General features: G+C 41.7%; 15 protein-coding genes. 4 read left to right on the top strand and 11 right to left on the bottom strand.

What is annotated here, in order from left to right; all coding sequences use genetic code 11:
* Positions 1 to 23: 23 nt before the first annotated feature.
* Positions 24 to 422 carry a cytidine deaminase gene (locus tag PBF_RS00280; protein ID WP_035325552.1) on the bottom strand — a complete coding sequence of 133 codons (399 nt, stop codon included), beginning with the start codon at positions 420 to 422 and terminating at the stop codon, positions 24 to 26.
* 481 nt (positions 423 to 903) lie between these two features.
* Between PBF_RS00280 and PBF_RS00275 the strand changes: the two genes are divergently transcribed.
* Complete coding sequence (locus PBF_RS00275) at positions 904 to 1,263, top strand: cyclic-phosphate processing receiver domain-containing protein (protein ID WP_035325550.1); 360 nt, start codon at positions 904 to 906, stop codon at positions 1,261 to 1,263.
* 157 nt (positions 1,264 to 1,420) lie between these two features.
* Here PBF_RS00275 and PBF_RS00270 read toward each other — a convergent pair whose 3' ends face one another.
* The 5 genes from PBF_RS00270 to PBF_RS00250 form a co-directional block, all read right to left on the bottom strand.
* On the bottom strand, positions 1,421 to 2,599 hold the full coding sequence (locus PBF_RS00270; protein ID WP_035325547.1) for a M20 family metallopeptidase: 1,179 nt from the start codon (positions 2,597 to 2,599) through the stop codon (positions 1,421 to 1,423).
* 3 nt (positions 2,600 to 2,602) lie between these two features.
* On the bottom strand, positions 2,603 to 3,865 hold the full coding sequence (locus PBF_RS00265; protein ID WP_035325545.1) for a Zn-dependent hydrolase: 1,263 nt from the start codon (positions 3,863 to 3,865) through the stop codon (positions 2,603 to 2,605).
* A gap of 18 nt (positions 3,866 to 3,883) precedes the next feature.
* The gene (locus tag PBF_RS00260; RefSeq protein WP_035325542.1) at positions 3,884 to 5,092 is read right to left on the bottom strand and encodes a hypothetical protein; all 1,209 of its coding nucleotides are present in this window, start codon (positions 5,090 to 5,092) and stop codon (positions 3,884 to 3,886) included.
* Positions 5,093 to 5,363: 271 nt separating this feature from the next.
* Positions 5,364 to 6,194, bottom strand: a complete 831-nt coding sequence (locus PBF_RS00255) for a glycerophosphodiester phosphodiesterase (RefSeq protein ID WP_035325541.1) — start codon at positions 6,192 to 6,194, stop codon at positions 5,364 to 5,366.
* A gap of 229 nt (positions 6,195 to 6,423) precedes the next feature.
* A complete protein-coding gene (locus PBF_RS00250) occupies positions 6,424 to 7,119 on the bottom strand; it encodes a YetF domain-containing protein (protein ID WP_035325535.1) in 696 nt (231 codons plus the stop codon).
* Positions 7,120 to 7,507: 388 nt separating this feature from the next.
* Between PBF_RS00250 and asnA the strand changes: the two genes are divergently transcribed.
* Positions 7,508 to 8,470 carry an aspartate--ammonia ligase gene (asnA, locus tag PBF_RS00245; protein ID WP_152539658.1) on the top strand — a complete coding sequence of 321 codons (963 nt, stop codon included), beginning with the start codon at positions 7,508 to 7,510 and terminating at the stop codon, positions 8,468 to 8,470.
* 173 nt (positions 8,471 to 8,643) lie between these two features.
* Positions 8,644 to 8,862 (top strand): DUF2512 family protein, encoded by a 219-nt coding sequence (locus PBF_RS26630; RefSeq protein ID WP_235192168.1) that lies wholly within the window; start codon positions 8,644 to 8,646, stop codon positions 8,860 to 8,862.
* A 313-nt stretch (positions 8,863 to 9,175) separates the two neighbouring features.
* On the opposite strand, the gene PBF_RS00235 is transcribed toward PBF_RS26630, so the two are convergent.
* Both PBF_RS00235 and PBF_RS26335 read right to left on the bottom strand, forming a co-directional pair.
* The gene (locus PBF_RS00235) at positions 9,176 to 10,030 is read right to left on the bottom strand and encodes a manganese catalase family protein (protein WP_035325531.1); all 855 of its coding nucleotides are present in this window, start codon (positions 10,028 to 10,030) and stop codon (positions 9,176 to 9,178) included.
* Positions 10,031 to 10,345: 315 nt separating this feature from the next.
* Positions 10,346 to 10,507, bottom strand: coding sequence for a hypothetical protein (locus PBF_RS26335; protein ID WP_200869986.1), 162 nt, complete (start codon positions 10,505 to 10,507; stop codon positions 10,346 to 10,348).
* A gap of 298 nt (positions 10,508 to 10,805) precedes the next feature.
* Here PBF_RS26335 and PBF_RS00230 point away from each other — a divergent pair, with 298 nt between their 5' ends.
* Positions 10,806 to 11,000, top strand: coding sequence for a hypothetical protein (locus PBF_RS00230; RefSeq protein WP_035325529.1), 195 nt, complete (start codon positions 10,806 to 10,808; stop codon positions 10,998 to 11,000).
* Positions 11,001 to 11,164: 164 nt separating this feature from the next.
* Here the strand turns inward: PBF_RS00230 and PBF_RS00225 are convergent, their stop codons facing one another.
* The 3 genes from PBF_RS00225 to PBF_RS00215 form a co-directional block, all read right to left on the bottom strand.
* Positions 11,165 to 11,725 (bottom strand): sugar O-acetyltransferase, encoded by a 561-nt coding sequence (locus tag PBF_RS00225; protein ID WP_035325527.1) that lies wholly within the window; start codon positions 11,723 to 11,725, stop codon positions 11,165 to 11,167.
* Positions 11,726 to 11,800: 75 nt separating this feature from the next.
* Positions 11,801 to 12,010, bottom strand: coding sequence for a hypothetical protein (locus PBF_RS00220; RefSeq protein WP_035325521.1), 210 nt, complete (start codon positions 12,008 to 12,010; stop codon positions 11,801 to 11,803).
* Positions 12,011 to 12,137: 127 nt separating this feature from the next.
* On the bottom strand, positions 12,138 to 12,845 hold the full coding sequence (locus PBF_RS00215) for a DNA alkylation repair protein (RefSeq protein WP_035326569.1): 708 nt from the start codon (positions 12,843 to 12,845) through the stop codon (positions 12,138 to 12,140).
* Between the last annotated feature and the right edge of the window lie 121 nt (positions 12,846 to 12,966).

Here is a 12,966-nt window from a genome sequence, read left to right as displayed (position 1 = left end):
TCAAAGCTTGCCCTCCCTTTATGCTACATCTCTAAATCCGTAAACGCATACGGCAATAAATCTTTTAATGTCAGTTCCAATATTTCTTTCTTCTCATTTGTTAAGTAGACTGGCATATCAGGCATACAGAATTCTGCTAACACCTGCCTGCAGATGCTGCACGGCGGAAGAAAATCTGCCGTATCACCAGCTACAGCTATAGCTTGAAAATCACCTTTTTTGTAACCGTTAGCAATTGCAGTGAAAATAGCTGTTCTCTCGGCACAATTTGTTGCACCTAACGAAACATTTTCCACATTCACGCCATTAATGACAGTGCCGTCTTTCAGTAATAATGCAGCTCCAACCGGAAAATTGGAATAGGGAGCATAAGCTCTTTCCTTCATACTGCGCGCACTTTCCATCAATTGCTCTTTATTCATTGTACCCATCCTTTTCAAAGAAGAATGAACTTTTAACAGTCCCCTTAGGCCAATGTAAAATTGGCAGGATTTTTATCATATATTTTTTTGAAATGTTTGTCAATATACTGACACTGAGTTTTTTCAATAAAAATAAAAAGCTTGATTATTCCGAAGCTGCTTCAGGTTCGGACTCTGAACCGCGGATTTCTGCTTTCTCTGTCAGAAGTTTCTCCAAGTTCAAACTCCGCAGCCCGGATTTCCTCATTCTATGTCCCATAGCAGCGCCAAGTCCCGACTCACCTGCCAGAGATTCGCCTCCAAAGCACGTTTCAGAATACAAACTGTATCAAAAAAAAGGAATCACAGCCTATATTAATTACTATAGTCCCATCCCTCTTCGGTATCATTGCTTACATATGTATGTTACAATTAAACGAGTATCAAATCATTAGGGTCACTTGAATTTTCTAAGTCACCCCTTCGAAAGGGGATTAAAAAAATGGAGAAAATAAGCGTATTTCTGGATGATTATCGGAAAGCGCCGGATGGTCATGTATTAGTTGAGACCATTGATGAATGTATCCTTTTGCTTCAGACCTATGAAATTGACCACTTGTCTTTAGACCATGATTTGGTAAACAAATCTAGAAATGGTCTTATGCTTGTTCATATAATGGTTCAAAAACAGTTATTTGCGGATCGCATAACTGTTCACTCTGCCAATTCAGTCGGCGGGAAAGCCATGTATCATTATTTAAAACAAGCACAGCGCGATTTTGAAATGCCCACCGACATTAAAGTAATTTTACGTCCACTGCCCCTAAACTACATTCCGCCAAGCTATCTGCACAACTATTAGAGATCCAGCGACAACCACCTTTTCTCCTTAGTCACAGGAATTATATAAATCAATAGTGTATAGGGAGCAGAGTTAATCAACTGCTTCTTTTTTTCATGTCTTTAATAGTTAAAATAAATCCGCTCCTCCTGTAAGAGGAACGGATTTAACAGCTTTATCACTTTTCGTTCAAGTATGCCCAGGCATATTGCGCATAAAGCTCTGCACCAGTTGTTAAGGCGTCTTCGTCAATATTAAATTTTCCGTGGTGGTGCGCCCAATATGTGCCTTTTTCTGGGTTGCCGCTGCCGACGAGGGCGAAGCTGCCTGGTGCTTTGTCCAGGAAGAAGCTGAAGTCCTCCGCACCCATTGTTGGTTTTTCATTGTAAAGGACATCTTTCCCAAAAGCTTCAGAAGCAACCTTTTGGACGAGCATCGCACTGTATTCATCATTGATTACTGCCTGCGAACCCCGAATGTAATCCACCTCTGCTTTAGCACCATAGATAGCTGCCGTGTTTTCAGCATAATGCTGCAGCTGTTTTTCAATATGAGCCCTTGTTTCTGGATCGAAGCAGCGGACTGTTCCCTCTATGACTGCATTTTCAGCAATGATGTTGAATCTTGTGCCCACCGTCATTTTCCCAATGGTGAGTACGGCGGGCAGCTGGGCATCAATGGTTCTGGATACCACGCTCTGAACATTCATGACAAAGGAAGAAGCAACAACAGCCGCATCAATGCAATCATGAGGCATCGCCCCATGCCCGCCTTTCCCTTTGAATGTCACCTTGAAGATATCAGCTGATGCGAAGGATGGTCCAGGTGTACAGGATACCTTGTGTGTCGGCATTTGCGACCAGATGTGGATGCCAAAGACATTGTCCACACCTTCCATTGCTCCCTGTTCCACCATCATCTTCGCTCCTTCCGCTACTTCTTCAGCTGGCTGGAACAGCAGGCGGACATTCCCCGGCAATTCTTCTTTTATCTCATTTAACGCCTTGGCGGCAACCAGCAGCATCGCGGTATGGGCATCATGTCCGCATGCATGCATTTTGCCATTTTCCAGGGAGGCATAAGGCAGATCCTTGTTCAATTCCTCCACCTGCAGCGCATCCATGTCTCCCCTTAAAGCTACCGTCTTCCCCGGCTGTCCACCTGCAATTTCTGCAATCACACCCGTTGGTTCTGTCCTTCTGTAAGGGATGCCTAAGCCATCCAGGTACTCACAGATAAATTGGGTGGTTTTAAATTCCTCCCACGACAATTCCGGTTCACGATGCAATTTTCTGCGCAGCTCCGTTAATTCATCACTATACGCCCCGATCAATTCCTTCATTCTGTTATGAACCATTGCTTATTCCGCCTCCGTTAGCTCTATTGCTGCCTCAAACAGAATTTGGACAGCTTCGGCAATATGCAGGGAATCAGACCATTCTTCCGGACAATGACTCAAACCATTTTTGCTTGGAATGAATAGCATTCCGGTACTTGTGTAATCAGCGAAAATCATGGCATCGTGTCCGGCGCCGCTATTCATGGAGCATGAAGGGAAACCCAGTTTACTGCTTTTCTCCTTTAGCAGACTGACAATCTCTTTATTCATCTCTTTTGGCTGAATATATAAAAGCTGCTCAACCGTTATTTCTATTCCGCTATCAAGATAGGACTCTGCTAATTCCTTCACTTTCTGAATGACATTCTGGACATGTTCCTCCTTGCCGGAGCGTATGTCTACAGAAAATACTGTTTGCTCGGGAATCACATTGGCTCCGTTTGGATATACCTGCAATCGTCCCGTTGTCACAACCGTCCCTTCTCCTTCTGATGCAGCAAGCTCAGGAAATTGCGCGATCATCCCGGCAGCCGCGACCAAAGCATCCGACCTTCTGTCCATCGGAGTAGTCCCTGCGTGCCCGGCCTTACCTTTTACGGTTACTTCCAATTGTGTTAAACCGACAATCGTTTCGACTACACCGATCGGGATATTCTTTTCTTCTAAAATTGGACCCTGTTCGATATGCAATTCCAGGTAAGCCTTTACTGTCTTCGGATCTCTTGTTTTCGGGAGAGATGGATCCAGCCCGATTTTCTCCATGGCTTCAACTGTCGTAATGCCATCTTTATCCTTCAATGATTTGAAGTCTTCCTCACTCAGCAAACCGGCCATCCCCCGCGAACCCATTAAGCCGCCGCCAAACCTGGAGCCTTCCTCTTCGATAAGGGCGATAACCTCCAGAGGATATTTCGGCGTTAATCCATTCTCAGTAAAAAGTGCTGCCACTTCAAGTCCTGCTACAACTCCGGCAGGCCCATCATAGGATCCCCCATTCGGCACGGAATCAAAGTGAGAGCCGACCAGAACACTTGGTGCATCTTTTAAGGATCCTTCAAGTCTTCCAAAAATATTGCCCAATCCATCCTCACGCACAGTCAAACCCGTTTCCTTCATTTTCTCCTTAATATACTTCCGGGCAAGCAGATCCTCCTGACTATATGTCAGCCTTGTTGTCCCTCTGCCAGGAGTTGCCGTATATTTGCTTAAAGTGTCAATATGACCTTCGATTCGCTCCTGTACTTTTTCCAGATTCACAATTTTTCTTATCTGAACTTCACTCATTTCAATTCCATCCCTTTCTTATAAAAGTCCGACAAAAATTCCTGCCAGCACGACCGACACAATGGTCACAGTGATGAATCCGCCGACAAGCATAGGCGGCAGCATATTGCTGGTCAGCATTTCCCTTTCTTTTTCATCTTCGGTTAATGCTTTAATGACTTCATTTGTAATAATGTAGTCAGCCGGGAAACCATATAATGCCGTCAGTGAAACAGCAAACGCCATTTCCTTGCTCACTTTTAAAATTTTCCCTGCGATAAATGAGAAGACATACATTCCGATTACACCCAAAATAATGGTTCCGGCAAGCGGATAGATAATTTCAAGCATCATCCCTGGTGTAGCCTGCTTTAAGCCGTCAAAAATAAAGAGCATCAGGGCCATGATCGCAAAACCGAAGCCATTTGCTTTTTGCAGCACCTGCTTTTCAAGGAAACCAATACTTGTAGCAATAACCCCGAACAATAGGCAAAGAACAAATGGACTGACACTGGCAACTGGAGCAAGCAGTGTCGATGTCAGATAAGCAAGGTAGGATACTACTGCCAATCTTAAAAATTTGAAGAAATCTGTATTATATTTCTCCGGCAGATTTTTAAAAAGATTAAGCTCAGATTTTGGAGCTGTCATTGATGCTGCAGCCGTCTCTTCAGCTGCAGGCCCCTGCGACTTATAATTAAGCTGTCCGCTGCGGTACTGCTTCAAAAGCCGCTTTCCTTCTTTTTTCAGGACGATAGATGTGAGCGGATATCCCGCAAATCCCTGCATTACATAAATCACGATTGCAAAGACAGATAGAGAAGCCAGTCCCGCTTCCTTTGCACCCTCCGACATGATCAGGGCAGATACCACACCGCCAACCAATGGCGGAATAGCGACAACCACCGTTTTAAATCCAAAGATAAACGTCCCGATTCCAAGTAATATCGCAATAATCCCTAAAATTCCTGATAAAGCAATCACAATCGTCTTCCACTGATTTTTCAATTCCTTAATCGAAAGCAATGTTCCCATATTGGTAATCAATAGGTACATCATCATCGTTGCCACAACAGGCGGAACCCCTGCCAGTGCTACGATATCCTGAGGAAAGAATGTCCAATAACCTGCAAGGAACAGAACGGCACAGACGAAAATGGACGGCACCCACGCCTTTGTCCGAACCGCAACCAGATCTCCAATAAATAAAATAAGTAATAGAATAACCAAAGCTAATAACTGTGACATAATTCCCATCCCCTTCTCTAAGATGAATACCTATTCATTCGTGTTGCGAATAAAATATATTATTAGAATAATAATACAATTATACTTTTCAGTCAATTTAAATTATTGAAAATTTTATGTAAGCGATGACATTACAGTTTTTGTATGGCCTTTTTCTATATTTAGTTTGGTAAAATAATATTATTATTTTAAATATCTATTAGAGCTTGAGAAAAAAATAAAAACCCGTCAAATATGACGAGTTTCTTGTATCTTTAATTTTTTTATAAAATTAGTTTCTGGGATCAACATAATCCGGATAATCCGTGATGATAGCGTCAACTTCCATCTCGAACAGGAAGTCCGCTGCTTCCTGGCTGCGCACTGTCCATGATCCAATTTGCATGCCAAGAGAGTGAACCTGATTCACTAATTCTTCGGTGACAATTCCATAGCTTGGATTAAACCAATCAGCATAAGCTGAAAATTCCTGTAAGGCTTCCGCTGTAGTATCAGCACGATTAGATGTCAGTACACCAATCGGAACTTTAGGCAGAAGCTGGTCCATCTTTTTCATGGACTCAAAGTTAAAAGACTGGATAATGATTTTTTCATTTTGCGGTTTATCAAGATTTCGTTCTTTTAATGCATCTGCCACTTGTTCTTCAATGCCAGGGTAAAGCTCGGGAGCCTTCAATTCTATTAATATTCCAACCTTACCATGGTAACGATCCAGAATCTCTTCAAATGCCGGAATTGGTTCTCCTGCAAATTGTTCCCCTTTCCAGCTGCCGGCATCTAGACTTCTTAAATAGTCAAACGTTAAATCCCCTACTTTTCCGGTTCCATCTGTTGTACGATCTACAGATGTATCGTGGATGACCACTAATTCGCCATCTTTGCTTCTTTGAACATCAATTTCGATATAATCAGCTTTCATGTCCACAGCCAGGTCAAAGCCGGCTATCGTATTCTCCGGTGCATACCCAGTTGCACCGCGGTGCGCTATATTATCCACTTGTTTCCTTTCTCCTGTTGCCTCTTCTGCTGCGAACGCCTGGCTGATTGGGCTGAACAGCAATGACAAGGCCACCCCTGTACCAATTAATAATTTTTTGTTCATGCTCTCCATCTCCTATCTAAAATATGTATTCACCCATATTTTAGAAGTGAAATGTTGATCTGGTATGTAGTCATGTTAAAAGCCAAATAAAGTTTATGTTAACAAAACTCATCCTTTCTCCTTATGTATTTTTACAAACCCAATGAAGCTGTTAACCTAATGAAAGCGGCTTTGGGTAAAAGCGGGAACCTTCAATATAAATTCCCTTAAAATTCTAATTCTGTGTGCATTAATGAATATCATCTCTTTTATCTAAATAAAGACTTCCATCCTGCTGGACTTCGGCATAAAAGACATCATTGACTGATTGAATATTCGCTTTTCTCAGCTCCTCTGCAAGCCAGCTTTCGTCGAGATTCAATTTAGAAATATTTCCTTTATTTATTTTCCCGTCGGAAATAACTTCTGTTGCAAGGGGAAAGATTGTTGTTTTTGGATTTACCCCGTTTAAATCACTTTTGGTTGCCGCCTGCTTGCTTTCCTTCACTAAGACTGATAAATTCCCGCTTGATTCCAGTATTGCGTAGTCTACATCCCCAAGTGAAAATACATTTTTCTCCCTTAACATTGCCCGCATTGAATCAATATCCAGGCGCGATTTTTTTAGAGCGCCTTCTATGACCTCTCCATTCTTTACCACTATCAGCGCATCTCCCGTAGTCACTCTTCTTCCCAGTTTTGACTTAAGATCCACCATGTCCATTAATAGTGTAAAAAGGGTCCAAACAACTAAAGCAATAACTCCATTCCTGATGCTTAAATTAGTATTCACAGCAAGGTTTGCGGTGATAGAACCAATTCCAATGGCAGAAGTCCAGTTAAAAAAAGTCATTTGGCTTATTTCTTTGCGTCCCATTATTCTTGCTAATACAAAGAGCAATATGAATGAAATGGCAACACGGAGAATTACTTCAGTTACTGTCATCAGAAAACCACCTATTTCTCAAAATTTTACCGTAATCACAGGTTGTACTCTGCTGTTCATGGCCGACAAATAAGAATGACGAAATGCTGTTAACCGTTATTATGTTTTTGCCGATATAAATTATTCTTTTACTTAAGCTTGAAGAATAACTTTTTATGTAAAAATAACAGGTGTTTTTTATCCCTATTAACTTTGGATGTAACGGTTCAGAAAAATATTACATAACATATTTTAGTTTTCTTGAAAGGAACGGAATTGACAGGATTTTCAAATAGAGTAGAAAATCCGTTGGGTTTTCAGTCTGGATTTTCTCAAATTTTTGGAGGCGGTTGAAATAGCTAAATCATTATTAATTCCAAGAGGCGGATACAAATCTATACTGAATGTAATGCACACAGAGATTGCTGTGAATGAACTTAAAGAGCATTTTGAATCCATTCTTTCGGGGAATTTAAACCTAATTAAGGTATCTCCACCCTTGCTATTAAGAAAAGGTAATGGAGTAAATGATAATTTAAGCGGCAGTGAACGAGCTGTATCTTTTGATGCATTAGATGTTAAAGACCATCAAATTGAAATCGTTCAATCACTGGCAAAGTGGAAACGGGTTGCTTTAAGCAGATATGGATTTACCGAGGGTGAAGGTCTTTACACGAATATGAATGCCATCAGGAGAGATGAGATATTAGATAACCTTCACTCCATGTATGTCGATCAATGGGACTGGGAGAAAGTAATTTCAAAAGATCAGCGCAATCTTAAAACATTAAAAGCTGAAGTAAGGTCTATTTTCCAGGCCATGAAATCTGCTGAAAAATACATGTGGGAGTTTCACCCCGCACTTAAGCCAATATTGCCGGATGATATCTATTTTATTACAGCCCAGGAGCTTGAAGACCTGTATCCTCACCTGTCACCAAAGGAACGTGAGGATGTGGTCGCAAAAGAATACGGAGCTGTTTTTCTAATGCAAATCGGGAGGACTCTCCGTTCCGGCATAAAACATGACAGCCGTTCTCCAGACTATGATGACTGGTCATTAAACGGAGATATTCTATTCTGGAGCCCGCTGCTGGAGAGGTCTATTGAGATCTCTTCGATGGGTATAAGGGTAGACGAATATACCCTGCTAAAACAATTAAAGCTTGAAAATAATGAGGAGCGAATGCACCTGGAATATCATAGATCCCTCCTGAATGGGGAACTCCCTTATACAATAGGAGGAGGGATCGGGCAGTCAAGATTTTGTATGTTTTTATTAAAGAAAGCACATATAGGTGAAGTCCAGGTTTCTGTCTGGAACCAAAAAACACTAATAGACTGCCGGGAAAATAATATTACCCTGCTGTAAGCACCTGATTCAAAACGTAAAGCCGATAGCTTCCGGAAAAATAGGAAGCTATCGGCTTTTTCATGTAGTTTGTCAGAAGTTTTTTCTACTGTTAATCATGGACTTCTTCTAATTAAGGTCGAGGGAATATATTTCCCCAGTACAAACAGACTAATAGGAGAGGAGGAGTGAATATGCTCCACGGAAAAGCTATGGGACTTAAATTTATAGGAAGCCTGGTGGTCCTATATATCTTACTTTGCATGATTTTTGGGATTAACTTTATAAACGTATTTCTTATAACAGCTTTACTGGGCATCATATCTTATATGCTGGGGGATATGCCGAACCTTCCAAGAACCGGCAACACCATTACCACAGCCGATTTCGGCCAGGCTATAGTGTTAATATGAGTTCCATCTTAACGGGATGGGAAAACCTCTTAACCATGTCCTTAATTGCTGCAAAAGGTACTGCTATATTTGAATACTTTTTCCATAAATATTTGGCTGAAAATATGACTGAAGCAACAGCTGGTAATAGGGGTGCACAACAGGTATACCTGCGTTAAAGGATAGAAGCATCAGAGAAGATTACCCCTCTTAGCCCGGAAGACCGCAGGGAAAACGAATAGTAAAAGATGCCCCAATAGGATTTTTAAGTGGAAATTTCAGTATCAGAGGCAAATGAAAACTCCCTGCCTAAAATGAAAGCAGGGAATTTTATTTAAGACAGACTTGGAGGAATTTGTTCCTGCCGCATCACCGAAGGCGGAGTATTATAGATATATGGCGGAGCCGGCTTCAGCTTAGGTTTTTTTGCAAATGGCTGCGGATTTTGAACATACTGGAACGTACCCAGTCCATCCATACTCGGTCCGCTGGCCCAGCGCCCTTTGGCACTTTGATCACCATCTGAAAAATTGAATAAAACATAGGAGACTTCCTGCTTTTCCAAGTTTTTAGGGAACGTGCTCGGAACCACGATATTTTCTTTCGATTCTAATTCCTGAATCGCTGCAATCCATTGATTTTGGTGCATCGTATCCCTCGCGAGCAGCCAGGATAGCATATCCCTTACTCCACGGTCCGTTGTTTCGTTATAAAGTCTGGCTACCTGAAGGCGTCCCTGGGATTCTGCTGTAAGATTCGCTCGGAAGTCAGCCAGCAGGTTTCCGCTTGCAGCAATATAATCTGCCTTCCAACGGTTGCCGACACTATCCGCCGGCATTGCACCAAGTCCGGAAACGATTACATGCTGAGGGTTCATCCCTCCCATTATAGCTTCCATGACTGGATCCTTAGCAGCCTCTTCCTGGGCTCCCACCGGCGCCCCATCCAACAGTCGCGCTATCATGGTACATAGCATCTCGATATGAGCCAGTTCTTCCGTTCCTGTATCCATTAATAAGTCGCGGTACTTTCCATCCCCGCGGGTATTCCATCCTTGAAATAAGTATTGCACGGCAACCGAAATTTCGCCGAATTGGCCGCCAAGTACTTCCTGCAGCTTCTTAGCATAAACCGGATCCGGTCTTTCAGGCTTGGCATGATATTGAAGCTCTTTGATGTGATAAAACATAGAAGCCCTCCTTTACCTTTGTCATACCTTTATTAACGTATGAACACCAGCTCGTTTTTTATGCTATTTTTGCATCTTTATCCTATTTCTAAAAACAGTACAGCAGTATGCGGCTAAAGGGATAAGCAAGCTGTAAAAGGAGAACATATCCACTCAATACAAAAAGACCCCTTTAACGAGGAGCCTTTGACTGGAATGACTTTAATAACTTTTTGTCTGCATGAAATGACTGCGCCTTGCATTGTTCAGAAGTGCGTCTGCTTTGTATGATTTTCTGTTAAAAATAAACCCTATAAACATCCTGAACATTCGTCATCATAGACCGCCACACTCACGAGGTTTTTCCTTTTCCCCCTCAGCAAAATCGCAGCCTTCTGCAACTGATTCAAGGCCATATTCTGTACTGCTGACATCCTTCCAACCTTGTTCATGTATGCTTTTTAAGTCCTTGCCCATTCCTTCTTTATTTTCTCTCATGAATTTCCCTCCGGCTTTTTTATAAGAAGTTTTCTCTTAGAGGATTCATGTTATTCATTCAGAGGGAATTCTTTGGATAGGACTGCGATGCTATTACGAGTTCACCTTTGAATATGTCAGCAGCAAATACATCACAGCCGATATTTGGTGAAAAGTTTTCTAAAAACTGTAATATGGTATTGTTTATTTGGAAAATAACTCAAGGTTTTGCAACACTATATGGTATAATTTAATTAAAAAAATGTGAAAATTCAGTTATTTCATTAAATATTTTTTAAGAAATTTGGAGGTTAGAGTTATGAAAAATAATAAACTTGCATTTTTCGTTTCTTTAATTGTATTAGTAGGTTTTCCAATTGTGTTTCTTTTTATTTCTTTGTTTACAGGGGAATGGAGTTATCTTTTATGGAGTATCCCTCCTTCCCTGCTTGCAGGATTGACTGGTTTAATGATAACTCTTCACATTACCAAAAATGAAAGAAAAGTTGAATAAGAACGACACATACTTGGGATATCCCAAGTTATTTGTGTGTCTTGATTTACTTGCTATTTATGCTACAAAATCGCTTGCTTTTTGAGCTGAGAATTTAAGTTTTCTCCACATTATCGGGACTCCTTACGACAAGGGAAATGGCATTTCATTTTACTTAAAAATATCTACAGCTCAATCTGTCTGATGATTTTCGCCGGATTTCCGCCAACTACTACATTATCAGGCACATCTTTCGTAACAACTGCACCTGATGCGATCACCGCATTGTCCCCTATTGTTACACCTGGATTAATGACTGCACTTCCCCCGACCCACACATTGTTTCCAATCGTAATAGGCTTTGCATATTCCCTGCCTGAATTGCGTTCTGCAGGATGAAGGGGATGCGTTGCCGTATAGATATGTACGCCAGGTGCAAGCATGCAATTATCTCCAAAACGCACTTCACAGACATCCAGGATGGTACAGTCGAAGTTCGCAAAAAAGTTTTCACCTACATGCGTATTATAGCCGTAATCAAACCTGATATTGGGCTCCATATATACGTTTTCTCCGGCAGACCCAAGTAGCTCCTTTAATAACTTTATTCGCTTTTCCCCTTCAGTCTCCAGAGTCTGATTGTACATTCTGACCTTTCGCCTTGCTTCCTCGCGTTCCTTTAATAATACCGGATCGGCAGGATCATACATTTCTCCGGCCAGCATTTTTTCTTTTTCTGTTTTCATTTTATGACCTGCTTTCAAATGAATTCTTAAAATACAGAACTGAAAAAAGGACAGTGTACCTGTCCCCGTGTCCCTTTAGCGTGACGCTTTAGGCGGCTGGCAAACGTCACATTTGCGCTGGTGATTATTTTTGAATTTCGTAAATGTTTTTTCAAACTGGCTGCCGCATGCACATTGAAAAAGCAGCTTTTGAGAAAACCCATGATATTCAGTCGATAGGAGCTTACTATCTGAGTTTTTCTCAACAAATTCGTTAATTTTGCTGATGGTCCATCGTTTATTCATTACCTTACCCTCCATATTTAATAGCCTGAGCGTTCATCTGCTCCATTATTAGCGCATCACATCATTCCTAAGTTCCTCATTATAACACAAAGGGACAAGTTCATTGTCCCATCCGGCCCCAATAGGTTTAGCATCTAACATATTTCCGTTTAAAGCCAATCTTTCCTCTATCTGCTTCCTTTTGGATATTTTCTGAGGACTGCAGGATGGTGCTTTTCTTCTTATCCCGTTTCATTTCAACCGGCCCAATGGCTTTTGCAATCTCAAGCGCCTTTACATGGAGCGGCAAAAAAGAAACACCCACTGTATAGACAAAATTATTCATGGCGGATTTCGTACGCTCCGGAGAATTGTGGATAGTGTCTTTCACTTTATCAAGCATTTTGGCCAGCTTCGCCTCTGAAAATTCAGCGTCCGGACGATTTCCCAAAAGCCAGCAATAGCAGCTCCATCCGCCTGACATCCGCAGTTCTTCCCCGCTTTCAATCCATTTATCAGCAACTTCCTGTGCAATATCTGCTTCAGCTAATGTAACAGCCACTACATAATCGGACAGCATGTAAAAATATGCATCATCCATCCAGCGGTCAAAATCCGCTTCGGTCATAGCCTCAGGATCTGCAATGACGCCTGCAAAGTACATGGCATCGTAGTTCCCTGTGGCGTATAACTCCTCCGCCAAAGGCTGATTTTTTTTAATTTTTTTAGCGATTGACTTCATTGCACCTGTTGCAACACCAAAAAGCGGCTCGTGCGCGCCGTTTGATATGTACATCTTCTTGGTCCGTTCCTTGCCAAGAGCCTCGAGCTCCTGCATAACCGTCTCTAAATCCATGTTTAAGCACTTTCCTTTCATTTAATAAGCTCACCCAGTATGAGCATCTCCTTGGAATATGTTACGTATAACTATTCTCCTTCTGCACAGTTGTTCCCTGTATTCACATAAAGTGAAACTT

It is taken from the genome of Cytobacillus firmus DS1 (assembly GCF_000565285.1).
Lineage (GTDB): Bacteria > Bacillota > Bacilli > Bacillales > Cytobacillaceae > Cytobacillus > Cytobacillus firmus_A.
This window is presented reverse-complemented; position numbering and strand designations above follow the sequence as displayed.

Coding starts and splice junctions, on each gene's coding strand:
- PBF_RS00280 (WP_035325552.1), bottom strand. CDS start 422: ATGAATAAAGAGCAATTGATGGAAAGTGCGCGCAGTATGAAGGAAAGA.
- PBF_RS00275 (WP_035325550.1), top strand. CDS start 904: ATGGAGAAAATAAGCGTATTTCTGGATGATTATCGGAAAGCGCCGGAT.
- PBF_RS00270 (WP_035325547.1), bottom strand. CDS start 2,599: ATGGTTCATAACAGAATGAAGGAATTGATCGGGGCGTATAGTGATGAA.
- PBF_RS00265 (WP_035325545.1), bottom strand. CDS start 3,865: ATGAGTGAAGTTCAGATAAGAAAAATTGTGAATCTGGAAAAAGTACAG.
- PBF_RS00260 (WP_035325542.1), bottom strand. CDS start 5,092: ATGTCACAGTTATTAGCTTTGGTTATTCTATTACTTATTTTATTTATT.
- PBF_RS00255 (WP_035325541.1), bottom strand. CDS start 6,194: ATGAACAAAAAATTATTAATTGGTACAGGGGTGGCCTTGTCATTGCTG.
- PBF_RS00250 (WP_035325535.1), bottom strand. CDS start 7,119: ATGACAGTAACTGAAGTAATTCTCCGTGTTGCCATTTCATTCATATTG.
- asnA (WP_152539658.1), top strand. CDS start 7,508: ATGCACACAGAGATTGCTGTGAATGAACTTAAAGAGCATTTTGAATCC.
- PBF_RS26630 (WP_235192168.1), top strand. CDS start 8,644: ATGCTCCACGGAAAAGCTATGGGACTTAAATTTATAGGAAGCCTGGTG.
- PBF_RS00235 (WP_035325531.1), bottom strand. CDS start 10,030: ATGTTTTATCACATCAAAGAGCTTCAATATCATGCCAAGCCTGAAAGA.
- PBF_RS26335 (WP_200869986.1), bottom strand. CDS start 10,507: ATGAGAGAAAATAAAGAAGGAATGGGCAAGGACTTAAAAAGCATACAT.
- PBF_RS00230 (WP_035325529.1), top strand. CDS start 10,806: ATGAAAAATAATAAACTTGCATTTTTCGTTTCTTTAATTGTATTAGTA.
- PBF_RS00225 (WP_035325527.1), bottom strand. CDS start 11,725: ATGAAAACAGAAAAAGAAAAAATGCTGGCCGGAGAAATGTATGATCCT.
- PBF_RS00220 (WP_035325521.1), bottom strand. CDS start 12,010: ATGAATAAACGATGGACCATCAGCAAAATTAACGAATTTGTTGAGAAA.
- PBF_RS00215 (WP_035326569.1), bottom strand. CDS start 12,845: ATGGATTTAGAGACGGTTATGCAGGAGCTCGAGGCTCTTGGCAAGGAA.